The organism is Enterococcus sp. FZMF (assembly GCF_030263915.1).
Lineage (GTDB): Bacteria > Bacillota > Bacilli > Lactobacillales > Enterococcaceae > Enterococcus_D > Enterococcus_D casseliflavus.
The window spans coordinates 2,077,823-2,101,002 of the sequence record NZ_CP127160.1 but is presented as its reverse complement, the minus strand read 5'-3'; the positions used below and the strand labels follow the sequence as shown (position 1 = coordinate 2,101,002).

At 40.3% G+C, this 23,180-nt stretch carries 30 protein-coding genes; 19 read left to right on the top strand and 11 right to left on the bottom strand.

Annotation, left to right across the window (positions count from 1 at the left end):
• Positions 1-51 precede the first annotated feature (51 nt).
• A complete protein-coding gene (locus QN079_RS10255) occupies positions 52-693 on the bottom strand; it encodes a copper homeostasis protein CutC (RefSeq protein WP_015509972.1) in 642 nt (213 codons plus the stop codon).
• Between the two features lie 102 nt (positions 694-795).
• Here QN079_RS10255 and QN079_RS10250 point away from each other — a divergent pair, with 102 nt between their 5' ends.
• The 5 genes from QN079_RS10250 to QN079_RS10230 all read left to right on the top strand — a co-directional run bounded on the left by QN079_RS10250 (position 796) and on the right by QN079_RS10230 (position 6,170).
• Positions 796-1,638: a methyltransferase domain-containing protein gene (locus QN079_RS10250; RefSeq protein WP_005229724.1), complete on the top strand. Its 843-nt coding sequence runs from the start codon at positions 796-798 to the stop codon at positions 1,636-1,638.
• Between the two features lie 353 nt (positions 1,639-1,991).
• Complete coding sequence (gene trmL / locus QN079_RS10245; protein WP_015509970.1) at positions 1,992-2,495, top strand: tRNA (uridine(34)/cytosine(34)/5-carboxymethylaminomethyluridine(34)-2'-O)-methyltransferase TrmL; 504 nt, start codon at positions 1,992-1,994, stop codon at positions 2,493-2,495.
• Between the two features lie 17 nt (positions 2,496-2,512).
• Positions 2,513-3,166 (top strand): histidine phosphatase family protein, encoded by a 654-nt coding sequence (locus QN079_RS10240; RefSeq protein ID WP_289229692.1) that lies wholly within the window; start codon positions 2,513-2,515, stop codon positions 3,164-3,166.
• 20 nt (positions 3,167-3,186) lie between these two features.
• On the top strand, positions 3,187-5,841 hold the full coding sequence (gene recD2, locus QN079_RS10235; protein WP_289229691.1) for an SF1B family DNA helicase RecD2: 2,655 nt from the start codon (positions 3,187-3,189) through the stop codon (positions 5,839-5,841).
• Between the two features lie 101 nt (positions 5,842-5,942).
• Positions 5,943-6,170, top strand: coding sequence for a hypothetical protein (locus QN079_RS10230; RefSeq protein ID WP_005229738.1), 228 nt, complete (start codon positions 5,943-5,945; stop codon positions 6,168-6,170).
• A 104-nt stretch (positions 6,171-6,274) separates the two neighbouring features.
• Here the strand turns inward: QN079_RS10230 and QN079_RS10225 are convergent, their stop codons facing one another.
• Together QN079_RS10225 and QN079_RS10220 are read right to left on the bottom strand one after the other, a co-directional pair.
• Complete coding sequence (locus QN079_RS10225; RefSeq protein ID WP_005229739.1) at positions 6,275-6,898, bottom strand: response regulator transcription factor; 624 nt, start codon at positions 6,896-6,898, stop codon at positions 6,275-6,277.
• Positions 6,895-8,004: a sensor histidine kinase gene (locus QN079_RS10220; protein ID WP_370447897.1), complete on the bottom strand. Its 1,110-nt coding sequence runs from the start codon at positions 8,002-8,004 to the stop codon at positions 6,895-6,897. Before QN079_RS10220 ends, QN079_RS10225 begins: the two co-directional genes overlap by 4 nt.
• An 86-nt stretch (positions 8,005-8,090) precedes the next feature.
• Between QN079_RS10220 and QN079_RS10215 the strand changes: the two genes are divergently transcribed.
• The 3 genes from QN079_RS10215 to QN079_RS10205 are packed head-to-tail and all read left to right on the top strand — an operon-like array spanning position 8,091 to position 11,342.
• On the top strand, positions 8,091-9,023 hold the full coding sequence (locus tag QN079_RS10215; protein ID WP_015509966.1) for an ABC transporter ATP-binding protein: 933 nt from the start codon (positions 8,091-8,093) through the stop codon (positions 9,021-9,023).
• A gap of 14 nt (positions 9,024-9,037) precedes the next feature.
• Positions 9,038-10,183, top strand: a complete 1,146-nt coding sequence (locus QN079_RS10210; protein WP_289229690.1) for an ABC transporter permease — start codon at positions 9,038-9,040, stop codon at positions 10,181-10,183.
• Complete coding sequence (locus QN079_RS10205) at positions 10,170-11,342, top strand: ABC transporter permease (protein ID WP_289229689.1); 1,173 nt, start codon at positions 10,170-10,172, stop codon at positions 11,340-11,342. The genes QN079_RS10210 and QN079_RS10205 overlap by 14 nt, the downstream gene beginning before the upstream one ends.
• A gap of 53 nt (positions 11,343-11,395) precedes the next feature.
• On the opposite strand, the gene QN079_RS10200 is transcribed toward QN079_RS10205, so the two are convergent.
• The 3 genes from QN079_RS10200 to QN079_RS10190 form a co-directional block, all read right to left on the bottom strand.
• Positions 11,396-12,367 (bottom strand): diacylglycerol/lipid kinase family protein, encoded by a 972-nt coding sequence (locus QN079_RS10200; protein ID WP_289229688.1) that lies wholly within the window; start codon positions 12,365-12,367, stop codon positions 11,396-11,398.
• A 472-nt stretch (positions 12,368-12,839) separates the two neighbouring features.
• Complete coding sequence (locus QN079_RS10195) at positions 12,840-13,085, bottom strand: hypothetical protein (RefSeq protein ID WP_015509962.1); 246 nt, start codon at positions 13,083-13,085, stop codon at positions 12,840-12,842.
• A gap of 16 nt (positions 13,086-13,101) precedes the next feature.
• Positions 13,102-13,623 carry a hypothetical protein gene (locus QN079_RS10190; protein ID WP_289229687.1) on the bottom strand — a complete coding sequence of 174 codons (522 nt, stop codon included), beginning with the start codon at positions 13,621-13,623 and terminating at the stop codon, positions 13,102-13,104.
• 389 nt (positions 13,624-14,012) lie between these two features.
• On the opposite strand from QN079_RS10190, the gene bsh reads away from it, so the two are divergent.
• Positions 14,013-14,987, top strand: coding sequence for a choloylglycine hydrolase (bsh, locus tag QN079_RS10185; protein ID WP_289229686.1), 975 nt, complete (start codon positions 14,013-14,015; stop codon positions 14,985-14,987).
• Positions 14,988-15,047: 60 nt separating this feature from the next.
• On the opposite strand, the gene QN079_RS10180 is transcribed toward bsh, so the two are convergent.
• Positions 15,048-15,575 carry an FUSC family protein gene (locus QN079_RS10180; protein ID WP_289229685.1) on the bottom strand — a complete coding sequence of 176 codons (528 nt, stop codon included), beginning with the start codon at positions 15,573-15,575 and terminating at the stop codon, positions 15,048-15,050.
• Positions 15,576-15,959: 384 nt separating this feature from the next.
• On the opposite strand from QN079_RS10180, the gene QN079_RS10175 reads away from it, so the two are divergent.
• On the top strand, positions 15,960-16,658 hold the full coding sequence (locus QN079_RS10175) for a sunset domain-containing protein (protein ID WP_289229684.1): 699 nt from the start codon (positions 15,960-15,962) through the stop codon (positions 16,656-16,658).
• Positions 16,659-16,833: 175 nt separating this feature from the next.
• Here QN079_RS10175 and QN079_RS10170 read toward each other — a convergent pair whose 3' ends face one another.
• From QN079_RS10170 to QN079_RS10155, 4 genes are all read right to left on the bottom strand, one after another.
• Entirely contained in the window at positions 16,834-17,286 is a 453-nt protein-coding gene (locus tag QN079_RS10170; RefSeq protein ID WP_289229683.1) for a hypothetical protein, read from the bottom strand.
• A gap of 564 nt (positions 17,287-17,850) precedes the next feature.
• Positions 17,851-18,978 carry a site-specific integrase gene (locus QN079_RS10165; protein WP_289229682.1) on the bottom strand — a complete coding sequence of 376 codons (1,128 nt, stop codon included), beginning with the start codon at positions 18,976-18,978 and terminating at the stop codon, positions 17,851-17,853.
• A 103-nt stretch (positions 18,979-19,081) separates the two neighbouring features.
• Positions 19,082-19,429: an ImmA/IrrE family metallo-endopeptidase gene (locus tag QN079_RS10160; RefSeq protein WP_103299948.1), complete on the bottom strand. Its 348-nt coding sequence runs from the start codon at positions 19,427-19,429 to the stop codon at positions 19,082-19,084.
• Positions 19,430-19,441: 12 nt separating this feature from the next.
• Positions 19,442-19,759 carry a helix-turn-helix domain-containing protein gene (locus QN079_RS10155; protein ID WP_086317086.1) on the bottom strand — a complete coding sequence of 106 codons (318 nt, stop codon included), beginning with the start codon at positions 19,757-19,759 and terminating at the stop codon, positions 19,442-19,444.
• 291 nt (positions 19,760-20,050) lie between these two features.
• Between QN079_RS10155 and QN079_RS10150 the strand changes: the two genes are divergently transcribed.
• The 9 genes from QN079_RS10150 (at position 20,051) to QN079_RS10110 (ending at position 23,178) form a co-directional block, all read left to right on the top strand.
• On the top strand, positions 20,051-20,287 hold the full coding sequence (locus QN079_RS10150) for a hypothetical protein (protein WP_041119120.1): 237 nt from the start codon (positions 20,051-20,053) through the stop codon (positions 20,285-20,287).
• Entirely contained in the window at positions 20,287-20,592 is a 306-nt protein-coding gene (locus tag QN079_RS10145) for a DUF771 domain-containing protein (RefSeq protein WP_142434657.1), read from the top strand. The genes QN079_RS10150 and QN079_RS10145 overlap by 1 nt, the downstream gene beginning before the upstream one ends.
• A 14-nt stretch (positions 20,593-20,606) precedes the next feature.
• Positions 20,607-20,783: a hypothetical protein gene (locus QN079_RS10140; RefSeq protein ID WP_289229681.1), complete on the top strand. Its 177-nt coding sequence runs from the start codon at positions 20,607-20,609 to the stop codon at positions 20,781-20,783.
• Between the two features lie 208 nt (positions 20,784-20,991).
• The gene (locus tag QN079_RS10135) at positions 20,992-21,423 is read left to right on the top strand and encodes a hypothetical protein (protein WP_289229680.1); all 432 of its coding nucleotides are present in this window, start codon (positions 20,992-20,994) and stop codon (positions 21,421-21,423) included.
• Positions 21,420-21,746: a DUF5406 family protein gene (locus QN079_RS10130; RefSeq protein WP_123067483.1), complete on the top strand. Its 327-nt coding sequence runs from the start codon at positions 21,420-21,422 to the stop codon at positions 21,744-21,746. Before QN079_RS10135 ends, QN079_RS10130 begins: the two co-directional genes overlap by 4 nt.
• 15 nt (positions 21,747-21,761) lie before the next feature.
• On the top strand, positions 21,762-21,884 hold the full coding sequence (locus QN079_RS10125; protein ID WP_289229679.1) for a hypothetical protein: 123 nt from the start codon (positions 21,762-21,764) through the stop codon (positions 21,882-21,884).
• Positions 21,881-22,018, top strand: a complete 138-nt coding sequence (locus QN079_RS10120; RefSeq protein WP_174784177.1) for a hypothetical protein — start codon at positions 21,881-21,883, stop codon at positions 22,016-22,018. The genes QN079_RS10125 and QN079_RS10120 overlap by 4 nt, the downstream gene beginning before the upstream one ends.
• Positions 22,019-22,207: 189 nt before the next feature.
• Positions 22,208-22,537 carry a hypothetical protein gene (locus QN079_RS10115; RefSeq protein ID WP_289229678.1) on the top strand — a complete coding sequence of 110 codons (330 nt, stop codon included), beginning with the start codon at positions 22,208-22,210 and terminating at the stop codon, positions 22,535-22,537.
• Complete coding sequence (locus QN079_RS10110; RefSeq protein ID WP_289229677.1) at positions 22,534-23,178, top strand: ERF family protein; 645 nt, start codon at positions 22,534-22,536, stop codon at positions 23,176-23,178. The genes QN079_RS10115 and QN079_RS10110 overlap by 4 nt, the downstream gene beginning before the upstream one ends.
• Positions 23,179-23,180 lie beyond the last annotated feature (2 nt).

Genomic DNA, 23,180 nt, shown 5'->3' with positions numbered 1-23,180 from the left:
ACAAACGATAGAAACGCATCGTTTGTGGGGATTTCTTTGTGTCCTTCAAGCTCAATCGTTAAGGTCAACGATTCTGGTTCCATGAACTTCTTTTACACCTAGTGTATCGGCAACTTCTTGGGCATTTTCAAAGGAAATGCCACCGCCAGGTAAAATCGTTAAACGCTCACCAGCATAGGCGATCAATTCTTTCAGACGATCGAAATTTGCTTCGATTGGAGTGCCTGCAGCACCACCATGGGTCAAAATCCGCTGTACCCCATGCTCAGCTAACCAATCGATCGCCTTGAATTGGCGCGCTGCAGGAATCGCGTCGAACGCCATGTGAAAAGTAACCTGCAAGCCTTCTGCGGTTTCTAACAGTAGCTCCAATGCTTCTTCGTCCAACCAGCCGCTAGGTGTTAAGCAACCTAGAACAACGCCGTCTGTTCCTAATTTTTTTGCTTCGATCAAGTCGGTATGCATGATTTTCAATTCTGTATCATTGTAAACAAAATCACCGCCCCGAGGTCGAATGATCGTCATAACGGGTATTCCTTTTTCGCCAGCATATTGCAGAACTTCTTCTTGCACGCCGGTACTTGGTGTTGTTCCGCCGACTGCTAAATTATCACAGAGTTCGATGCGCTTTGCACCTCGGGCGATTGCTAAGGGAATATTGGTATAGTTTTCTGCACAAAATTCTTTTAACATGATTTACCTCCATTTGATGGGTGTTCAATTGATTTGTTATTCTATCCACTAGCATTCTACCACAAGAATATGCTAAAGTAGAGCAGAGATGAGGGAAGTTGAATGTTAAAAAAAATCGATCGCGGGCGCCTATTTTTAAACGCCCATTATCACTTGTTTGAATGTCCATTGTGCCGCCAAGCATTTTTCCCGACCGAAAATGGCTTGGTTTGTCCAAATCGTCATCGATTTGACTTATCAAAGAAAGGCACACTTTTCTTTTTGGATCATCAAGTCAAAGCAGATTATGATCAAGCACTGTTTTTGCCGCGTCAACGAATGATCGCTAGCGGCATGTATGCACCAGTCCTTGAGACCATCAAAGCAGCTTTGGGAGATGCTAAGCATCTTTTAGATGTTGGCTGCGGGGAAGGCAGTTTTCTGGCTCAGCTGGTCAATGAAAAGACTCAGGCGGCTGTCGGCTTTGATATTGCCAAGGACGGAGTCTATCTAGCAACCAATCAAAACGTACCAGCTTTTTGGTGTGTGGCGGATCTGACCAACCTGCCGTTTGCTGAAGCGAGCTTTGATACGATTTTCAATCTATTTTCGCCGTCAAATTATGGGGAGTTTAACCGCATTCTAAGAAAAGGCGGACAGCTGATCAAAGTGGTTCCTGCGGCGGACTATTTAAAAGAGCTACGAGCCGCTTTTTATCCTGATAACGAAACAAAACAGCAGTATTCGAATGAACGGGTCGTTAGCAAATTTTTTGAACACTATCCCAACGCATCCCGTCAAAGAGTGACGCATGTTTTTGCGATCCCTGAAGAAAATCGTCAAGATTTACTTGCCATGTCCCCGTTAGAGTGGGGGGCTTCGGAGGAACGCAAAGAAAAGCTGCGACAAACCCCTTTGACACAGATTACGGTTGATGTTGAGGTGTTGATTGCGAAAATTTCCTGAAAATATTTTGAACTTTTTTGTTATTTACTCTTGCAATCATGCCATGGGAGTGATATATTGTTCTCAAGTCATTTTTCATTGGTTTTTATCAGGTTCCTGTTCTGATAAAAGTTAGTGAAAAGAGCTTCACTAACGTAACGACTCGCAGTGATCGACACCGAGTTGGTACGTTTTTTTTATGCCCAAAAAAGCGCCCAAAAAATGTTGTTTCTAGAAAAACAAGCGTGCCAAAATATGGTACTATAGAAGTTATTGAAGTAGTTACTGAGCATGCAATGGAAAACGTAACGTTTAACGACACAAATCAATGCGAGAACCGATCGGCAGTATCCGATCGAAAGGAGTTTTTATCTATGAATCACATCGTTCTTTTTGAACCCCAGATCCCAGCCAATACGGGGAATATTGCACGGACGTGTGCAGCAACAAATACTCATTTACACTTAATCGAGCCTTTAGGCTTTTCAACGGATGACAAGCAATTGAAGCGTGCTGGGCTTGATTATTGGCACGATGTCAATATTACCTATCATAAAGATTTAGCTGCTTTTATGGACTTTTTAGGAGCGCGTCCGTTGTACCTGATCTCGAAATTTGCCAATCGCGTGTATTCTGATGTCGATTACACCGCAGATGACGATCAGTTCTTCATTTTTGGGAAAGAAACGACGGGGCTTCCAGAAAGCTTTATGCGTGAGCATGCCGAAAAATGCTTGCGGATCCCTATGAATGATGAGCACGTTCGTTCCCTAAATCTATCAAATACGGCTGCGTTGATTATTTATGAAGTTTTGCGGCAGCAAGGATTTCCGCAGTTGGAATTGACGCATCATTACGAGAACGACAAATTAGACTAAGAAGCGAGGCTTTTTCGATGCAATTATACTTTACCCGTCACGGAAAAACAGAGTGGAACCAAGCACGCCGCTTTCAAGGAATGCTGGGGGATTCGCCGTTATTGCCAGAAAGTTATGATGAGATCAAATTACTCGGTGATTATCTGGCAGCTATTCCTTTTGAGAAGATTTACTCAAGTACATCTTTGCGAGCAAAAGTGACTGCTCAAGAGATCCAAGCAAGACTCCAACACCCTGTTGAAATCATTTATAATGAGAACCTGCGAGAAATCGGACTCGGTGAATTGGAAGGTCGGTCCATCGATGAAATGCATGAGAAGTATCCCCAGCAACTGACTGATCTGCGTAATCACCTGGATCTTTACGATCCCAGTGCCTTTAACGGTGAGCCGATCCAAGAAACATTGAGCCGAATCGAGACCGTCGTCATGGATGCGGTGATGCAGCATGAAGGCCCATTATTGTTCGTCGGTCATGGAGCATCCTTTACGGCTTCTATTCAGTGGCTTGCAGGCAAACCATTAGCCGAATTAAGAGAACAAGGTGGATTAGTCAATAACAGCGTTAGCTTATTAGAGACGAATGAACAAAAAGTATTGCCTTTTGAACTAAAAGTTTGGAATGAAGCAAGCTTTTTAAGCAATCAGGCAGGATTAGACGCTTTATTGTAAACCATGAAAGGAGCGGCACCATGATTCCAGAAAGAACGTTTTTTGTCGGCCATGTTGCCGCCATCTTTTTCCAGAATCCCAGCAATTTTTATAAAGTACTATTAGTTAAAGTCACTGAGAATAATGCCGACTACAAAGACTCGGAGATCGTCGTTACTGGTAGTTTCGGCGAAATCCAAGAAGAGGAAAAGTATCGGTTTTTTGGTGAGCTGGTCAATCATCCCAAGTATGGCGTCCAGTTGAAGGCCGAAAGCTACCAACAAGAACAACCGACCTCTGAACAAGGGTTGATCGCCTATCTTTCTGGAGAAAAATTTCCAGGGATCGGCAAGAAGACCGCTGAAAAAATCGTTGATCTTTTAGGAGAAGAAGCGATCGACCGGATGCTGGAAGAACCAACATTGTTGGAGCAGATTCCAGGATTGAATGAAAGTAAGCAAAAAATGATTTTAGATACCGTTCGGCAAAATCATGGGATGGATCAAGTGATCGTTGGCTTGAGCCGTTATGGTTTTGGTAGTCAGCTTTCTTTTGCAATCTACCAAGCCTACAAAAATGAAGCATTAGCAATTATCGAAGAAAATCCTTACCAGCTGGTGGAAGACATTGAAGGCATTGGCTTTAAACGCGCAGATGGCATCGCTGAGCAGCTAGGGATCGAAGCTTCGTCACCGCAACGGTTTCGAGCGGCAGTCTTGCATCAGATCTTTGCCCAATCCTTGCAGACGGGTAATACCTTTATCCACGCCCAGGACTTGTTAGAGCAGACACTGCGTTTATTAGAGACGAGTCGACCTATTGAGATCGCGCCAGACGACCTGGCATCAACGATCATTCAATTAGTGGAAGAAGGAAAAATCCAGCAAGAAGAAACTCGTTTATATGAAAACAGTTTGTACTTTTCTGAGTGGGGAATCGCTAGTTCCATCGAACGCTTGCTTTCCCGCAAAAAAGAGATCGTGTATCCTGAGAAAAAAATCAGCAAAACGCTGCGAAAAATTGAGAAGCATTTAGGCATCACCTATGGGTCTTCGCAAGAAGAAGCAATCAAAGAAGCCATTCGTTCGCCATTGTTTATTTTGACAGGAGGACCTGGTACTGGGAAAACGACGGTGATCAATGGGATCGTACAATTGTTTGCTGAATTGAACGATTTGGACTTAGAACCATCAAAATACAGCGACGAAACCTTTCCGATTCTCTTGGCAGCACCGACTGGTCGAGCCGCCAAACGAATGAACGAAACGACTGGCTTGCCTAGTGGTACGATCCATCGTTTGTTAGGCTTGAACGGACGTGAAAAAGCGCCATCGATCAGTCCAAAAGAATTAGAAGGCGGCTTACTGATCGTCGATGAGATGTCTATGGTGGATACATGGCTGGCGAATACCCTCTTTAAGTCGATTCCTACGAATATGCAAGTGATTTTTGTGGGGGATAAAGATCAGCTTCCTTCTGTGGGACCAGGGCAAGTCCTTCATGACTTGCTAGCGATCGATGCGATCCCGAAACAAGAATTGACGGAAATCTATCGTCAAGGTGATGGGTCAAGTATTATTCCACTCGCCCATGCCATAAAAAACGGGCAGCTGCCTGCTGATTTTACACAAAACCAAAAAGATCGTTCTTTCTTTGCGTGTGATGCTTACAAAATCGAACCGTTGATCGCTCAAATCGTGAAACGGGCAAAAGACAAAGGCTACACGCCGCAAGATATTCAAGTGTTGGCACCGATGTATCGTGGGGCAGCGGGTATCGATGCCCTTAATAAAATGATGCAAGAGATTTTTAACCCCAATGATGGGACCAAAAAAGAGGTGACCTTCAATGATACGGTGTATCGTATCGGCGATAAGGTCTTGCAGTTGGTAAACTCTCCTGAAGATAACGTGTTTAATGGCGATATGGGGAAAATCGTTGGGATCACTCTATCCAAACAGTCGGAAGACAAGATCGACGAGCTGGTCATTCAATTTGATGCCAACGAAGTAACCTATAAGCGGAATGAATGGAACAAGATCACGTTATCCTACTGTTGTTCGATCCATAAATCTCAAGGTAGTGAATTTCAAATGGTCATTTTGCCGATGGTTCATCAATACCAACGCATGCTGCAGCGCAATTTGCTATATACTGCTGTGACCCGCAGCAAAGAGATGCTGATTTTACTTGGTGAACCACAAGCGTACCAAACTTGTGTCAACCACGAATCTGCGACTCGTTTAACGACGCTGAAAGAACGCATCAATGGCACAGAAAAAATGACGCCGTTGCAACGAGCAAAATTGGCCCAATTTGAAGAAGCGGATGATCCATTTTATGATGATTCCTCTGTTGACACGAAAGTAAAAATGTCTTCGACGAAGATAAAGGAGCAATCCAGCACTGAAGTTACTGCTAACAAGCAAGCGGTAGAAAAGACCTCAGATAGTGGGCTTGATTTGTTTGCTTTTGCCGAGACGGAGCCGTCAGCATCAAATCAGACAGAAACGGCAAAGCCTCTGTCAGGGGATAAGGCTCTAAGTGAAGGAACCACGGGGGAAGAAGCACTCATCGAAGAAACGCCAAACGATGGTGTATTGACTTTAACGATGGTCAAAAAGCATTTAGTGGATCCAATGATTGGCATGAAGGATTGTTCTCCATACGACTTTATGCCCACAAAAAATGGTTGATTCAAAGATGAGAAAATACTAAAAAAGGGTCGTTAGTGAGCGCTTTCTTTTGGTTTTTTAGCTTCTTATGCTAAGCTAAAATCAAAAGGAGGCGTTACGTTATGGCGAAAGAAACCGAAGATAAATTAGCAAAATTAGCAAAAGAATCTGGCAACGATTTTAAAAAGTTAGATGAGATGGAAAAAGAATTCAAATTGGATGAAAGTCCTGAGTCAGAACGAGGCGATCGGGAAGAATCTGGCTTAGAAAAAACGTTAGATAAGGCACCGATTTTTCCGCCTAACACACCGAATAATCCAACGAATCCTGGCAGTCCTGGAAATCCATAGCTTGTCCACCAAAAAAACTACGACAGTCGGATAATCGAATAGAAAACAAAAAGCCTGAAGAATGCAGCTTCGCATTCTTCAGGCTTTTTTTCAATCGATGAGGTTTACTGTAAATGCTGATAATAATAGATCGCTAATTGCGTGCGATCCCGCAACTCCAGCTTTTCTAGTAATTGACTGATGTAATTACGAATGGTTCCATCACTCAAATACAAGGCATCAGCGATTTCTTTATTGTTTTTACCCGCTGCTACTTCTTTGATGATCGCAAGTTCACGTTCGCTAAAAGATGCTTGATTGTCTATCGCTGGTTGGTTCTTCATCATTTGCGTGAAGGTCTCGACGATCTCATTCCCAAACACGACTTGCCCATTGTATGCGGCTTTGACAGAAGGGATGATCGCTTGCAGGTTCTGTTTGATCAAATATCCTTTGACACCGATAGAAAAGGCTTCACGAATGTATTCTTGATCTTTGAAGGTGGTCAAAAGCAAGAGGATCGCTTGCGGAAATTTAGCCAGTATTTCTTTGGCAGCAGCGATCCCAGTTTGTTCCGGCATACGGATGTCGGTCAACAAAACGTCCGGACGATGGGCTTCGTAAAGAGCAATGGCGTCTTTGGCACAATGACCGATACCCAACACCTGAATTTCTTCTGTGCTTTCAAGAATGGTTTGTAACGAGGTCGTCACAAACGGGTCATCATCAATAATGACTACAGTAATCATTGGTGTTCCTCCTTTGGTAAAATGATCGTCAACTGAAAGCGTTGGTTTTCTTGCAAAATATGAACTTGACCTTGCAGCTCCTGGACCCGTTGACGCATCGTTTTCAGACCGATTCCGCTGTTTGCAGTTTGGGGTGAATTGACGTCCTCGTTGGTGATTTGCAAACGGTAAAAGGCGGGCAGCGTTCGAAAATGCACGACAACGGTTTTGGCATGACTGTGTTTGATGCTGTTGGTCAAGGCTTCTTTGATGACCATTAAGAAACAGTTTTGCTGTGCTTCGCTCAATCCTTCAAACAAGTTTCCTTCAATCGTTACGGAAGAGGGAAAATCAGCAATCAGAAACTCTATGGCTTGCGGAAAAGAAATCGATGTTTCATGGAGATCATGAACGCTTTGCCGAATGCGATCCATCCCAGTGTGAACCGTTGCACTCAAATTTGCTAACGGCACATTTAATTTCGGCTCTTGATTGATCATTTCAAGCGCACCAATTTGTAAAATGGCACTCGAAAGTAGATGGCCGACATTGTCATGGATATCTCGCGCGATTCGATTTCGTTCTTCCGCGATTTGTAAGGCTAATTTTGTCTCTTGTGACAGGGCTAATGCTTTGTTTTGTTCCGATAACTGCTGCTGCTTTTCCCAATGGGTATCTTTTGAAGCAATATATTTTTTCTCAAGATCGATCATTCGCTGCTCTTTTTTTCGTAAATAAAAAGCGAAAAGCAGTAACAGGATGATAAAGGCGAGCTCAGTGGGGGAATGATTGCCCACCGTCGAAATCAACAAAAAACCTAATAGGAATAAACCATCATCTTGTCTTTCTTTTGGAGCGATCACCCGCATCATTGCGGGCAAAAAGAGGGCAAGCGCTGGCCAAAAGGCACATAGCAGCAACAGAATAACTTGAAAAAACCAGCTTGGTTTCTTAGGCAGCAAATAACTGACGCCAGTAAATAAAACAGCGATCAGCAGATAGATGACTTGCACAGCAACAAATCCTTGGTTTACCAATAAGAACAATGAGATAGCGAGGAAAAAGCCCGCTTCGGTGAGTGGTCGATAGTTCGTCATAGGAGACTCCTTCATTGTGACAAATGTCATGGTTGGTTTAGCCAATCGTCACTAGTTTCTTTCCTTGAACTTTATTATAGTCAGATTAACAAGAAATTTGGAAGGAGTTTTTCATCATGATTATCGAAATTGATAAATTAGTAAAACGCTATGGTGATTTTGTGGCATTGAACCATTTTGATCTGCAAGTTCAAGAAGGAGAAGTTTTAGGATTATTGGGACCAAACGGGAGCGGAAAATCCACCGCCATCAACTGTATGCTCTCTTTGTTAAATTATGACAAAGGGACCATTAAACTGTTTGGATCAATCATGACGCCGGAAAATTATGCCGTCAAGGCAATGATTGGCGTCGTTCCTCAAGATGTTGCCGTCTTTGAAGAACTTAGTGTGCAAGAAAATATCGATTACTTTTGCGGTTTATATGTTGCTGACAAACAGAAACGCCAAGCCTTGATCGAAGAAGTGATTCAATTAGTGGGATTGGAAAATTTTGTGACGTTTCACCCAGGCGAGCTCAGCGGTGGGTTGAAGCGACGATTGAATATCGCCTGCGGGATCGCTCATAAGCCGCGCTTGATCTTTTTAGATGAACCCACGGTAGCGGTCGATCCTCAAAGTCGGAACAAAATATTAGAAAGTATCAAAGAACTGAATCGTCAAGGAGCGACGATTGTTTATACGACCCATTACATGGAAGAGGTGGAGATTCTTTGTGATCAGATCGTGATTATGGATCAAGGACAGGTGATTGCTAAAGGAACCAAGGAATCTCTAAAAGATATGGTACGGACAGCGGATCGTTTGACCATCGATATCCCCTTACTGCCTGAGCCTGTATTGACAACGATTCAGCAAACCATTGCTTCTGATGGGATCGCCTATAAAAACGGTCAGCTTGAAGTAACAACGACGGAGCTGAATACAGTTTTATTACCGATTCTGACGCTCTTACAAGCAGAGCATATTACTTATGGAAAAATCGCAACCAAAGAAGCCACCTTGAATGATGTCTTTTTAGAGATCACGGGCAAGGAATTGAGAGATTAAAGGAGGGAATCACAATGTTTTGGCATTTTTATAAATACCGCACAAAAGTGTTGCTGCGAAATAAATCCATGCTGTTTTGGACGTTGGCGTTTCCTATCCTCTTAGGTCTAATGTTTATGGCTGCCTTCGGGGAGATCGATCAAGCGGGCAATCTAGAAACGATCCCAACGGGGATCGTAAAGACTGGAGATCAAACAGCGCTTTCGGAAAATTTTTCCACCGTCCTTGAACAAGTAAAAATCAATGAAAAACCATTATTTGAACTCGAGGAATTACAAGAGGCAGAGGCAGCTGAGAAGCTGACTGCCGGTGATTTAGCTGGGTATTATCTGATTGATGATGAAACCATTTCTCTGCATGTGGGCCAAGCGGGCATGAGCCAGTCGTTGATGAAAAATGTAATGGATCAATTTTTACAACGCACAGCAATCATTGCTAGTAAAGCGGCAGAACTTGAGAGCCTTGATCTGGCACCAATTCTATCGGCTTTTGAGCAGGAAGCGACTTTTCAAGAAGTGAATGCTGATCGTGACATGAGTTTCAAAAGTTTCTATTTCTTTACGTTGATCGGGATGGCGATCCTCTACGGGACGATGTGGGGTGTCCGCAATGTCCAGGATCAGCAAGCCAATCAATCCGCGAATGGTATTCGGCTTTCCTTGATACCAAGAAAACGGACATTGGTTTCAAGTGCGAATTTAGCGGCGAGTTTTACGATTGTGTTAGTAGAAGTCTACATTATTTTAGCGGTGTTTCGTTTTGTCTATCAAGTAGACTTTGGCGATCGTTGGCAATGGTTACTGCTGGTTGCCGCATTAGGATCATTGTGTGCGATTTTGCTAGGGACATTGATTGGGAATCTGACACCAAAAATGAATTTGGTGCAAAAGGACGGAATTTTGATTTCCGTGACGATGGCAATGAGCTTTTTTGCCGGGATGATGGGCTCGGAACAAATCAAGTATTGGCTTGATCTGCATGTGCCACTGTTGGGGCAAGTGAATCTCGTCAATTTGATCAGTGAAAGCCTGTATCAATTGTACTACTATACAGATTTGACTAGCTTTTATAGCAATCTTCTATGGCTGACTGGTTTTATCGTCCTATTTGCCATCGGGAATGCTTGGGTCGAAAGAGGGGTGCGCTATGACGCTTTATAAAACGATTTGGACTTTGCTTAAATCAAATAAGTCGAACTTACTGATTGGGGTATTGATCACTGTTGTTGTCACATTCTTTTATGCACAAAGCATCGATGTCGAAAACACCTCTTTGCAAGAGGCAAAAATTGCGTTGATCAGTGAGGAGGAGTCGCCTGTCGTGGATGGTCTCCGAGCCTACTTAAAAGAAAAGCAAACCTTGGTCACTTTGGATGGCACCTCGCAAAAAGAAATTGATGATGCGCTTTATTTTAATCGTGTAAACATCGTCTTGCATGTGCCAGCAGATTTCACTCATCAAGTTGAGGCAGGCAAGATGCCGACGATCGAGATTCAAAGTCGACCAGATGCCTTTTCTAAAACAGTCGTCACTCAGCAAGTGAACACTTTTTTACAAACAGTCCTTTTGTTTCAGGAGGAAGGCAAAACCGTCGGATCGGCGATAGAACAAGCGCAATCTGCACTGGCGGTCACAGGGGATGTGAAGCTGAGTGCAGAGTATGGGCAGCGAATGAAAAAACTGTTGACTGGCATGACCTTTAACTTATTGTCTTATGGGCTCTTTCTCTCGGTATTTAGCGGGTTTGGTGTGATCAACTTGGCATTCAATCGCAAAGAAATCAGCAAGCGAAACCAGAGTGCACCACTTCCGAAGCGTGTATTGCAGCGGAAAATCCTTCTAAGTTTGATCAGCTACTCGCTACTCTTGACCTTCGGCTTTCTACTACTGATGGTGTTATTAGTGATTCGCACGTCTTGGGATACAGCAGCCTGGTACCACATTTTGAATACGTTCTTGTTTTTATTGCCAGTTATCAGCTTTTCAGCTTGTGTCACTTCCCTGGTGAAAAACTCAGAAGCAATCGGTGGGATCAGCAATATCTTTATAACAGGAAGTTGTTTTGTCGGTGGTGTCTTTGTATCCGCGAATTTCCTGCCAGATATCGTCAATAAAATTGCAGCGTTTACGCCAACCTATTGGTTTGTACAAAACAATACATTGATCAGTGAAACCCTCACTTATAATCAAGCGTTCACAGAATCTTTTTGGTTCAATGGCTTCGTACTAGTTGCTTTTGCTGCCGTATTTTCAATGCTCCAATTTATTTTGGGAAGAGAAGGAAGACGTCGTTGGCAATACCACTCGGCGAAAAATTAATGATCGAACGTATAGAAAAACGATACAAATCAGCAGCGATTTGTATCGTTTTTTTATGGGCACCAGAATAATTGTGAAGCCGTGGTAAAGGTAATATCAAAGGGGCGTTGCCCCATTTCCTCGCCATCTTCTTGTCCATGTTGAGGAACGGTGGAGATGATTCTCAGCTTCGAAGTGGAAAGATGGTGAAAGTAACGTGAATTCATGTGTTTCTTTCGCATCAGTAAGCCGATCAGCCAAAAAATCTTAAAAAGCGACACACGTTCGACAAGAACGAAATCAAACTTTTTCTCTTTGACTGAAGCAGTTGGGGCAATCGCCACACCGCCGCCAAAGTAAGGATGATTGGTCGTGGTACATAAAAAAGCTTTTTTGTAACTGAACTGCTGCCCATTGCACTCAACTAAGATCGGGAAGCCTTTTTGGCGAAACAAAACCCGAATAATCGCAGCGATATAGGAAAAGGAGCCAAGATTAAACTTATTTAGATGGCTTTTTGCCATAGAGTGATTGGTGGTATAGACGATTGCCGCATCAAGACCAATTCCGACATTGTTAAGGGCAATGCCATTTTCTTCTTGGATCTGCTCCTCATAACGGATAATGGTCAATTCTTGAGGTTTAGTAGTACCAGCAATTTTCCAAAATGCTTTTTCTGGTTCCCGCGGCAACTCAATACTCCGAGCAAAATCATTTCCTGAACCAGCAGGGATATAGGCAACGGGGATTTGTTGTTGTTCAAGTTGTAACTCTGATACTACTTGGTGCAACGTTCCATCACCGCCGATAACCACCAATAATGGATAAAGCATCTCGCCGTTTTCTAAATAGACCTCATCCCAAGGAATGAGGCGTTCTTTTAAGAGTTTTCGTGTGATCGTTCGTTCATCACCTGGAGACTTTGTTACATAGACTTGATGGGGGAAACGATGTTTTTTTACAATTTTTTGCACACGTTCCACCGCTTTTTTTCCTCGTCCACTGCCTGAAGCAGGGTTCACGAGGAAGTGATAATAATAGTTCATTTTATGAATAGCTCCATATCGTTTTTTCGTTCAATGCGATTAATTATAGCATGTTTCGACAGAAGGAGGGGGGACGATGCCTGAAAAAAAGAGCAAAAAAATAGATTCGACGATTGTGCTTTCTAGGTTCTCAAAGGTTCTTATGTCCACTTTGATCCTCAGGTAACGATGCCCATCGCCGAATCCTATTCAATTAGTAAGGAGTAACTCAAATTCCCACATCCTTTGTCTTTTATTCTAAGTTGACAACAATTCTTTTCTTGCAGAACCTGCTTCGTCTGCTTTACTGGGAATCCTTGCTCCTTACACTTACAGTATAGCAGGTTTTCCTATTTTAGCAATCGCTTACAATATTTACTTTGTGCTTTTTAAAGAATTTTAAACTTTCTAAATGAAAGGTAAAGAAAAAAAGCAAAATCGATGGACAAACGATTTTGCTTTTAAAGTTTACGGTTCGAGGAGCCACGAAAGATTATTTTTTGGGATTTTTCACGAAAGTTAAAAGTAAAATTGGAATCACCAAAAATATAATCGCATTATTGATTATCAGCACATCTGAATTACTAAAATTTAATGGATTATTTTGCCAAGTTTGAATCATAAATCCCAGTAAATTATGAGTGTGAGCAATATAAAACAGAGCAGAAGTGCCTATCACATTTAAAATAATCGCGATAATGCTTAAGATTCGTACCAGTTTGATTAGTACTTTTTTCATCGCATTTCTCCTTTAATTATGGCTGCATTTCTGGTAAATTACCGAAAGCTTCTGTTAGTTTTACAGAGTCCTCCAAAATATCCATATAGATATCGTGATAGGCCCAGCCGTCACCTAAATCAGCAGCTTCAATTGCTTCTGTAGTCTTTTGTAATTCTCTCATCAAATCAGTATAATTGCGCATGATAGAGGTGTAGGCTGTTAAGTCATACGTGTCAGGATTCGCAATATAACCCTCCACTTCTGCAATCATTTCAGCGTACGTATCGGATAATTTTTCAAGTTGTACTTCTAAATCGTCAGCAGACACTTGATTCGCTTCGCTGTCAGTTTCTTCTTCAGAACTTTCACTGATGTCGGCATCAGAATCATCAGTTTCGTCTGAATCATCTATCTCTTCATCATCTTCAGATGGCGCCGTCGTGGTTTCTGTTGTTTGTTGTGAGGATTCGACAGTATCACTTTCCGCGTCTTCACTCGAGCAGCCAGCCATAAATAAGGCCGTTACCAACACAAATCCAAATAGAGTCTTTTTCATTTGTTTATCCCCTTTGTTCAAAGAAAACGATAATTTCTTTTTATTATTTTCGATGAATTAGTATTTTTGTATTGTAAAAAAAGAACGGTTACCATTCTTTCCTAATACTCTATCTATTTTACATTTAAGCACTTCTTAAATAAAGAAATATTCCGATTTTTAATCATTATTTAACAATGTATACGTGATAATGTTGTTAAAATTGAATAAATTTTCGCTTTCATCGATGGAAGGACTTTCAAGGTAGCTGATTTTTGTTGTTTTGTAGTAATAAAACAATCATAATATATCTAACTATTTTTTTATTAATATTTCTTCCGTTTTACTTGTTAAAAAAATGCGATAGGAGTAAATTAAAGGTGTAAAAACTTATTTTAGGAGGAATTAGGATGTGTACTGCGCTAACGTATGTAACGAAGGATCATTATTTTGGCAGAAATTTTGATTACGATGTTTCTTATAAAGAAGTGGTGACCATTACTCCGAGAAATTACCAATTGAAATTTCGCAAAGCAAGTGAAATAGATCACCATTATGCGATGATCGGGATTGCTGCTGGAGTCGCTGAATACCCACTCTATTATGATGCGGTCAACGAAAAAGGCTTAGGTATCGCTGGTTTGAATTTTCCAGAAAATGCTGTATACAATGAGTTTCAAGAGGGGAAAGAAAACGTCACGCCTTTTGAATTCATCCCATGGTTACTAGGACAATGCGCTACCGTGGAAGAAGCAAAAGCCCTGTTGGCGAAGGTTAATCTGGTAAAGATCAATTTTAGTGAAGAACTACCATTATCGCCATTGCATTGGATGATTGCTGATAAAAAGAGCGCCATCGTTGTTGAGAGTATGAGTGATGGTCTTCATATTCATGAAAATCCGGTCGGGGTCTTAACGAATAATCCGCCATTTGACTACCAGTTATTCAATTTGAATAACTACCGTGTGTTATCATCGAAAACACCAGAAACGCATTTTTCTGACAAGCTGGATTTTGATGAGTACAGTCGTGGAATGGGGGGCTTAGGTCTGCCAGGAGATCTTTCTTCGATGTCTCGTTTTGTCAAAGCGGCATTTACCCGATTGAATTCCGTTTCTGGAGAATCTGAATCCGAAAGCATTAGTCAGTTTTTCCATATTCTAGGTTCGGTCGAACAGCAAAAAGGACTATGTGATATTGGAAATGAAAACTATGAATACACGATTTATACTTCTTGCTGCAATACAGACAAAGGGATCTATTACTATCGTACGTATGAAAATAGTCAAATCGTTGCAGTCGATATGAATAAAGAAGATTTGGAAGGCAATGTACCGATCGCTTATCCATTAGTTGAAGACCAACAAGTATTTTTCAGTAACTGATCCATTTTTAAAACCCCATCTCAATGCCGTTTTGAGATGGGGTTCTTTTTCTGCTTTGTTTCAAACCGAATCGCTCTGACTCGGTGTTGCCTTCGTTTGTGCAGTGCGTTTATTGGGGAATGGAAAAAAGCGATTTACCAGTATGGCGATCGTCATGCCTGTGAAGCTGTCAATAATCCGGTTAAAGGCATACAAGTATGATTCAGTTTGAGGAATCATAAATAAAATCGTCAATAGTGTGGCACAGGCGCCAACTGTTCCCTCGGAGTAATCAAATTTGACCAATAAAGCGATCATCAACATGATCACTAAAGGGATCGCAATGATTTGTATAACGGACGAATGTCCGAAAAAGTTAAATATCGCAATACAAAATACGGAAGCGATTGCGCCAAAGCTGTTGCCGGCAATCCGATGTTTCCCGTATTTGACAGTGTTTTCATGGTCTTCTCGTAATGTGAAAACAGCTGTGATCGTCGATACAACATACGTTTCACGATTCAAAAGAAAACTAATCAAAATACATAGAAATACACTAATGCCAGTTTTTACATTTCTTAAGCCAAAGGTCAATCCAAATAATTTCAATCATGCCATCCTCTCAAAACAATTTCAACGAAATAGATTATACCATATCGCAAGCACTCATATTTTAGATTTTCAGAAAAATGAACAACGATTCTTTCATCGTGCGTTGAGAGGTACATTCTACCAGTAGTCGAAAAGCTAGTTTTATCCTATGCACTTTTCAACTTTGAGTATTGAAAGGAATACAATAAGTAAACCTAATTCTGAATGAATTGATTTTCGCATTCCTCATTTAAGGCTCCTTTCCATGAGTGATCCTTCTTTTGATTTTTCAGTCCTGTTATCATTTATATAAGTTGTTTTGATAAAAAACTACTTATTGTTTATAAAAAGTTTGTTTTTTAGATATTATATTGAGATAATCAAAAATAAGGAGGGGATAAAATGAAAAAAGTTTCTGTATTACTTGTTTTCTTACTTAGTTTTGTTGTTTTTCCAGTGACAGTTTTCGCTGCTTCTTCACCGAGCGTGAGCTATCAAACGAATGTCCAGTCTCAAGGGTGGCAATCATGGAAAACAAACGCTCAGACGTCAGGGACTACAGGAAAAGGGAAGCGACTTGAAGCAATCAAAATAAAAATTACAAACGAAAAATATAAAGGAAGTATTGAATATAAAACATCCATTCAGAAACAAGGATGGGAAAAATCTTTTAGAAAAAATGGTGCGCTATCTGGTACAAGCGGTAAGGGGCAGCGTTTGGAAGCGATCCAAATCAAACTTACCGGTGAGATCGCTAAGTATTATGATGTCTATTATCGAGTCAATGCACAACAATTTGGCTGGATGGGTTGGGCAAAAAACGGCCAGTCCTCAGGAACTTCTGGCTTTGGCTTTCAATTGGAAGCAATTCAGATCAAGCTGGTAAAAAAAGGTGGGAAAGCACCTGGAACGACGAATAATGGCTTTCGAGATGGACGAAAAAAATATGTAGATAAACGGGGCAAAGGGTTGATCAAAGGGTCAAAACAAAAGATTTATCACCTGCCGGGCAGTCAATACTATAAGAAAACGACCAGTCCGATTCGTATGTTCAAGACAGAGATGGAAGCTTACAAAGCGGGCTTTCGACCAGCTAAATAGAGAAGGACTCAGTCAATGTTTACACAATCGGGCACTTGAAACTGGTTCGATCACTATAAAAAATTCCTTCCTCTCAGCGGGAAAGGAGTTTTTTATTCCATAGTATTTTTATGCTAGATATGAGGATTCACAAAGTAAGTTTACTGGCTGCCCGCTTTATAGGCTGATCCTTTTTTTAGCGAGGTGTCAGCACAAAGCTACCATCTTCATCGTTCATTCCTTCAATAAATGTAAAAATAATATATTTACCATCTCTTTCAAGGAAGAAGTAGGACATCTCAGTTTCATATTCTGGATCTTGCATCACTAGCTGATTGTCTTCAAGGGTATAGTTGTAGGTATACTCGAATTCTTCCCAGATTACCCCATCAAAAGCTGCTCCAAGCTCTTCCAGTTCATCATCTTCTTCTGATTGTAGCGAGCTATTATCGATACCAATAGTAAGATTCGTTTCACTAAATGTGGCTGTCATCACTGCATACTCACCATCATCATCATCTATCTCAATAAGCCAGTCATTTTTTTGTAAGTCTTCTTTTGTGATATTTTCATTACCATTACCATTTCCACAACCAACAGCTATGACCATCAGAAGGAGAATTGTTAAGTTTATCGCTATTTTTTTCATTATTACACCTTTTGTTCCTTTTGTTTTTGTTTATTTGAGTATATTGTAACATATTTATTGCGTACCTCGTTAAAGTAAAAAAGTATGATTATCCATCACGTGATTTGCGACATCGATTACAAGTGCTTCTCTCCCTTCTTTTTTTAGTTTTCTATCTGAAAGATCAGCATGACTAGCGGTACTTTTTTATTAGTAAGCGTAGGCTTTGCAAGAGTATTTCTCATTGAGTTTGCTTTCCAAAAGTATGCTTTTATTGGAAGCCAAAAAGAAAAGCTACCCCATGAGCCGTGACTAGCTTGTTTAAGTAGAATAAAGAAGCACTGAATGAATGGCAATCGGTGAGAAACTTGACTTAGAAAAAGCTTTTAAGGTGATTTAGAAAAGGATTTGGCTGGTTTAACATTGATATATGGCTATTAATGTGTATAATAAGTACTTGTGCGAAGCGCACCGCGGTTCATCAACCAAAACGTTTATATTCCATTAAAACCCTTCAAACCAACATAAAAAGCTCCTTTTTAGCTTTTTCATCCACAAAACATCCACATGAAAATAGAATTTATTTTAGAAATAACGTTCATACATAGATATAGCTTCAGTTTCCATTTTTTTAGAAACATGAAGATACACGTTTGCGGTCATATTTATCGAAGAGTGTCCTAAACGTTCCGATACATATTTAATATTTGACCCACTTTCAAGTAAGTGTACTGCATGAGAATGTCTTAGTGCATGAGGCGAGAGGCGAGGTAGCTCGGCTAAATCGCACATTTTATAAAAGTAGGTTCTATAATTCGACTGCTTGATAAAGTTCCCGCGTTCATCTGTAAAAATATACTCTTGATTAGGTATGCTTCTGGATGAAGCGATGGCTAGCTCGTTTTTCTTGATTTTGAAATTCTTCAATAATTCGATTAAGTATCTGTCAATTACAATTATTCTATAGCTTGATTGAGTTTTTGGAGGGTTTATATAGTCAGTTTTTCCCTCTCGATACAAAGTTTTGTTGATTTCTATTTTATTTCTGTTCCAATCATCCCATTTTAATGCAGAAGCTTCTCCTAGTCGCAAACCAGTTCGCGATAAGAGTGTTGATAGTACAAAATACAGGTAATCCACAAAATCATTTTCTTCCGCGTGACATTTGCTGATGTCTAAAAAATAAACTAAATCATCTTTTTCAAAGAATTTGATTTCTTTTTTGTTTTTGTGTGATTTAGGATACTTTATATTCTTCATTGGATTGGATTCTAGTAGCTGGTATTCTACAACAGCATCCTCGAGCGCGCTATTAAATGGGGCAACATATGATTTGACAGAATCTACATTTAAGTGATCACAGAGTTCATTTATCCATGTTATACATTCAAGCCTCGCGATTTCGGTGAGTTTGTAAAACTCGAAACGTGGAAGGATGTATAAACGAAGGGACTTTTTTATTCTATATAAAGTTGACTGTTTGACAGTCCGTGCTTTCAGATCAATCCACATCTTTAAATAGTCCCCCACAAGCATGGATTCATTGTATAAAGCCTTGCCCTTTTTTATCCTGTTTTCAATCTCGATAGATGCTGCTAATGCTTCTTTTTCTGTTTTAAAACCTTGTTTGGCAACTTCCTTGTAAACTCCGTTTTTCTTATAGCGAACCCGGTAACGCCAATTGTCTTTAGCTACTTCTTTAATGTTTGCCATATTGTACCAACTCCTGATATTTGATAAAATAGGCATAGCAAATAAGCCTATTTGTTTATTGCTCTGCACGCCTTCTGACCGCCAAGAAAGAGGGGCGTGCTTTTTATTTGAAATAATTAATGTCGTATCCCATACCAATGTCGAAAGTTTCTATAACCTGACTATAATTATAAAAACCATCATTCTCATTAATTATATAGTTGACCATAAAATTGTTTGCTTCGTTTTCCATCTTAGAATGAGCAACAAAATTCTTATATAGAGCGACGTAGTCTTCGTGGTCAATTACATGTTTCATCTCGTGAACTATCACTCTTTTCATCTCTTCATCAGATAATTTCTGATTTACAAAAATGATTTTCCACGCAGGAACGTAATATCCATTTTTTTCCATTTCTTTAACTACTATTTTGACCCCGAGTTCATCCAATTGGCTTCGCAGCTCGTTCACAAAATCACCTCATTATTTACCTTTACGGCCCATCATATAAGCAATTATTGCTTCTTTATCGCTTTCGGTCATTTCTTCGCCGTCAAACGAAAGTACATTTTTTAAAGCGGCTCTTAATTCAGTCTCTTCTTTTGTTATATCCTTCCTTTCCAATAAATCATCAATAGATGCTCCAAAAAAATCAGCAACTTTTTGTACATTCTCAACTTTAGGAGAAGCGTTATCCCACCTTCTGATTTGTCCATTAGAGAGACCAACTTTTCTTTCGATTTCAGCAAAAGTGACATTTTTCTCGTCTGCAAGTCGTTTGATATTTTGTACTAAACTCACTTATATCAACCTTTCTAGTGCTTACGAAAAAATATATTAACTTTTAAGCTATTTTCGTTTGACAATTGACTTAAAAGCTATTATACTGTGTTCATAAGCTAATATTAAAGCTAACAAGTACAACGAAAAAACTCATGTTAATTAATTATTCGTGGTCGCCAAACTTTGAATCATTAATATAGAGCTATTTGTGCGCTTATTTAACTATGTACTTATGATAGCTTAAAAGTTAACTATCGTCAACTACTTTCTTTGGTGTTAGCTTAAAAATTATTTAGGAAGGAGAATATTATGATTATCACGGATTTTGCTGAAATTGTAGAAATCAAACGAAACCGCGAAGGCAAGACTTTAAAGTACTTGGCGGATCTGATCGGCGGTAAATCAATTGTCTACACAAAGCAAGTAATCGCAGGAATTCAAAACGGTGAAAATGCTAGAAAGTATCGTCAAATTATCGCTGACGATCTTGGGATATCACTCGCTGAATTAGAAGAAATGAAGAATTCGAACGGGGAGGGCAAGTAATGATTGAACAACCTCGAATTGAAATCGTTGCGGATAATGATTGGCTTGAGAAGTTTGCCAAAGAATATTTGCAGCAATTATATGATGAACGTTTGAAACCAGAATGGCTTACAATTCCAGATTTGGAAGAAATTACGAGACACGAAAGAAAATGGATCATGGAACATATCATTAATGATCCCTACGTTCAGAAAAACGGAATCGCAAAGAAGGCTGGCGGAAACACTAAGTCAAAATGGATTGTTGATGCAGAAAAAATAAGACCTTTTTTGAAAAGATTATTTGCTAGTTTCCCAAATGAATAGAAGGAGGAACCAAAATGGAACACGAAAACGTAAAAGACGCTTTGGCAGCTGCTATAGAAATTGCAGAAGCTAAGGGAATAAAAGTTGATGGTAAGCCAGCGACTGTTCATGACATTCAAAATTTGACGAAAGAACATCTTTATTTTATCGCAGACTTGCTTGGTTTGTCAGAAGTGTATCTGGGTAAATAGCCTATGCCATACACACTACAACAGGAACTATCCATCCACGACCTAGCAAAAGACAAAGTCAGAATGCTACACGACGAACTAAACGACAAGAAAAACCCGTTGAGCGACCAGCAGCGTGACCTATTACTGCGCGAATTAAAAAGGTACCAGGAACTACTGTATGCCAACCGATTAAATCGGCAGATTAACATATAAAGGAGAAAAAACATTGAAAAACAAACTAGCAAAAACAACAGCAATCATCGGACTAGCACTAGGCAGTGGAGTTATCGGCTACGCAGCAAGTAACGCATTCCAAGACTTGGACACGATCAAGGCGAACTTCAATACAGTCCTACAATACGGACAAACGAAATCGCAACGTGTGTCAGAACTCGAATCACAGCTATCTAACAACACTCGCACACAGGAGCAGCTGAAAGCCGAAATTGAGCAAATCAAATCGGACAAGCAAAAGGAAATCGAAGCCAAGCAACGAGAGATCGAAGCTAAGCAGCAAGAAATCAACACAAAGCAACAGGAAGCCGATAGTTTGCGTCAACAACTGAATACGGTGCAAAACGACAAGGAACAGCTCGAACAGCGTGTGAGCGAGTTACGGCAGTATACGGATCAAAAAGTAGGGGAGTTGGGTAAATGAAAGAGTTGACTATTTATGACCCGAATATTTCATGGGCCAAACACACAATTAAAGTTTCTTTTATGATTTGGGATTACAAAGGATACGTTACTTACAAAGTGGGCGGTAACACTAAGGGTTTATCATTAATAGCTATTGATTCAGACGATCTATATGATGCTAATTTCGAGGATAACCCCGTTAATTTCCGCGACCTTGATGAAGATTGGTTCTCTATGGAACTTACTAACGATAAAGGCGACAGTACACTTGTAGAAGATGAATTCGACAGACTAGGTGATTATATTGTCGGTGTTGAAATTATTGCGCACGAACCAGAATAGGAGAGTGAATACAAAATGATTAAAAGAATCACTATAGCAGTTGAGGAAGATAGTGGATCGACAATGCAGCATACCGTCTCAACAAAAGAAGAAGCGCTCGCTTTGATCGATCGATACTTCAAGGAGGAGTCAGCATGAATAAAAAATGGCTAGCAAGTCTAAATAGAAATCACTTTTACAAAGCACGACAACTCCAAGCAATTTCATATTTAAGCATTGGTTTAAACATCGTACTTTTGTTAACACTGATTTGGATCATGGGGGTTAAGTAGTATGACCAGAGCAGAAGCGCTATGTATAGGCAAAATCATTGCTGATCGATGGTACAAGCATAACAAGCCGTTGATTCAGTCAAGGCAGAATATTGAACGACAAAAAGACCGACTAGCCGGCAAGCTATAGTCAGTCAGAAACGAAAAAATATTTACCTAAGTTTACCACAAATAAAGAGGAGTGGGAAGATGTCAGATTATATCGCAACAGATTACGACAACCTGATTCAAGACGAAAGCAGCCACGTGTTCCCAAATATCCATTCTGAGGAGGCACAAGAAGAGGTTGACCCATCAGCGCATTGGAACGAAGACGACAACGAAACGCCCGTACACTCAGCGGACTGGTTGTTTATAGGCTACAGAAAGAACGGACTGACACGTACTAAGTTTGTCTTACAGCAAGAAAACTTTCTAAGCATGGTCGAGGAATTCGGACCATCATCATTGCTTATGAACGAATTACGGATTGTCAGTGGAGCAGATTGGTTAGATCAAAGATTGGAGGAATTTAAGTGAGCGATAAAGAACGAACATTTCTAGAGAGAGTATCTCTTTTGATAACAGAATTGAAGGCTCCCAAGAGCCAAAGAAATAATTTCGGTAAATACAACTATAGAAGTGCCGAAGATATTCTGGAAGCAGTGAAGCCACTGGCAAACAATTATGGCTTGGTACCTAAACTTTCTGATGAACCAGTTATGATAGGCGATTGGCATTACATTAAAGCGACCGCATCTATCAAAGATGTAAAAACAGGGGAAGTAGAAATCGCAACAGCTTATGCTAGAGAACCGCTTGCTAAAAAGGGAATGGATGAATCTCAAATAACAGGAACAGCTTCATCTTATGCCCGTAAATATGCAATGAACGGACTTTATCAGATTGATGATACCAAGGATGCAGATTCGGATGAATATACCGAGCAAGTTAAGCAAGCAACACCTAAACCAATTACAAAATCGCAACAAGAAGCTTTGCAAAAACGATCTGATGAAATTGCTAAGATGGCGAAACTTGAAAGCAAAAATTTCTTTGACCAGATTACGGAAAAGAAAATTGGTTACTCAGTAGATATCAGCAAGGTTAACACAGAACAACTCGGGACATTGACTAGATATCTTAATGAACTGGAAAAATACTATCAAGGCAAGAAGTGATG

Excerpts from the sequence above, each read along its gene's own strand:
- QN079_RS10255 (WP_015509972.1), bottom strand. The coding sequence starts at position 693 with ATGTTAAAAGAATTTTGTGCAGAAAACTATACCAATATTCCCTTAGCA.
- QN079_RS10250 (WP_005229724.1), top strand. The coding sequence starts at position 796 with ATGTTAAAAAAAATCGATCGCGGGCGCCTATTTTTAAACGCCCATTAT.
- trmL (WP_015509970.1), top strand. The coding sequence starts at position 1,992 with ATGAATCACATCGTTCTTTTTGAACCCCAGATCCCAGCCAATACGGGG.
- QN079_RS10240 (WP_289229692.1), top strand. The coding sequence starts at position 2,513 with ATGCAATTATACTTTACCCGTCACGGAAAAACAGAGTGGAACCAAGCA.
- recD2 (WP_289229691.1), top strand. The coding sequence starts at position 3,187 with ATGATTCCAGAAAGAACGTTTTTTGTCGGCCATGTTGCCGCCATCTTT.
- QN079_RS10230 (WP_005229738.1), top strand. The coding sequence starts at position 5,943 with ATGGCGAAAGAAACCGAAGATAAATTAGCAAAATTAGCAAAAGAATCT.
- QN079_RS10225 (WP_005229739.1), bottom strand. The coding sequence starts at position 6,898 with ATGATTACTGTAGTCATTATTGATGATGACCCGTTTGTGACGACCTCG.
- QN079_RS10220 (WP_370447897.1), bottom strand. The coding sequence starts at position 8,004 with ATGACATTTGTCACAATGAAGGAGTCTCCTATGACGAACTATCGACCA.
- QN079_RS10215 (WP_015509966.1), top strand. The coding sequence starts at position 8,091 with ATGATTATCGAAATTGATAAATTAGTAAAACGCTATGGTGATTTTGTG.
- QN079_RS10210 (WP_289229690.1), top strand. The coding sequence starts at position 9,038 with ATGTTTTGGCATTTTTATAAATACCGCACAAAAGTGTTGCTGCGAAAT.
- QN079_RS10205 (WP_289229689.1), top strand. The coding sequence starts at position 10,170 with ATGACGCTTTATAAAACGATTTGGACTTTGCTTAAATCAAATAAGTCG.
- QN079_RS10200 (WP_289229688.1), bottom strand. The coding sequence starts at position 12,367 with ATGAACTATTATTATCACTTCCTCGTGAACCCTGCTTCAGGCAGTGGA.
- QN079_RS10195 (WP_015509962.1), bottom strand. The coding sequence starts at position 13,085 with ATGAAAAAAGTACTAATCAAACTGGTACGAATCTTAAGCATTATCGCG.
- QN079_RS10190 (WP_289229687.1), bottom strand. The coding sequence starts at position 13,623 with ATGAAAAAGACTCTATTTGGATTTGTGTTGGTAACGGCCTTATTTATG.
- bsh (WP_289229686.1), top strand. The coding sequence starts at position 14,013 with ATGTGTACTGCGCTAACGTATGTAACGAAGGATCATTATTTTGGCAGA.
- QN079_RS10175 (WP_289229684.1), top strand. The coding sequence starts at position 15,960 with ATGAAAAAAGTTTCTGTATTACTTGTTTTCTTACTTAGTTTTGTTGTT.
- QN079_RS10170 (WP_289229683.1), bottom strand. The coding sequence starts at position 17,286 with ATGAAAAAAATAGCGATAAACTTAACAATTCTCCTTCTGATGGTCATA.
- QN079_RS10165 (WP_289229682.1), bottom strand. The coding sequence starts at position 18,978 with ATGGCAAACATTAAAGAAGTAGCTAAAGACAATTGGCGTTACCGGGTT.
- QN079_RS10150 (WP_041119120.1), top strand. The coding sequence starts at position 20,051 with ATGATTATCACGGATTTTGCTGAAATTGTAGAAATCAAACGAAACCGC.
- QN079_RS10145 (WP_142434657.1), top strand. The coding sequence starts at position 20,287 with ATGATTGAACAACCTCGAATTGAAATCGTTGCGGATAATGATTGGCTT.
- QN079_RS10140 (WP_289229681.1), top strand. The coding sequence starts at position 20,607 with ATGGAACACGAAAACGTAAAAGACGCTTTGGCAGCTGCTATAGAAATT.
- QN079_RS10130 (WP_123067483.1), top strand. The coding sequence starts at position 21,420 with ATGAAAGAGTTGACTATTTATGACCCGAATATTTCATGGGCCAAACAC.
- QN079_RS10125 (WP_289229679.1), top strand. The coding sequence starts at position 21,762 with ATGATTAAAAGAATCACTATAGCAGTTGAGGAAGATAGTGGATCGACA.
- QN079_RS10120 (WP_174784177.1), top strand. The coding sequence starts at position 21,881 with ATGAATAAAAAATGGCTAGCAAGTCTAAATAGAAATCACTTTTACAAA.
- QN079_RS10115 (WP_289229678.1), top strand. The coding sequence starts at position 22,208 with ATGTCAGATTATATCGCAACAGATTACGACAACCTGATTCAAGACGAA.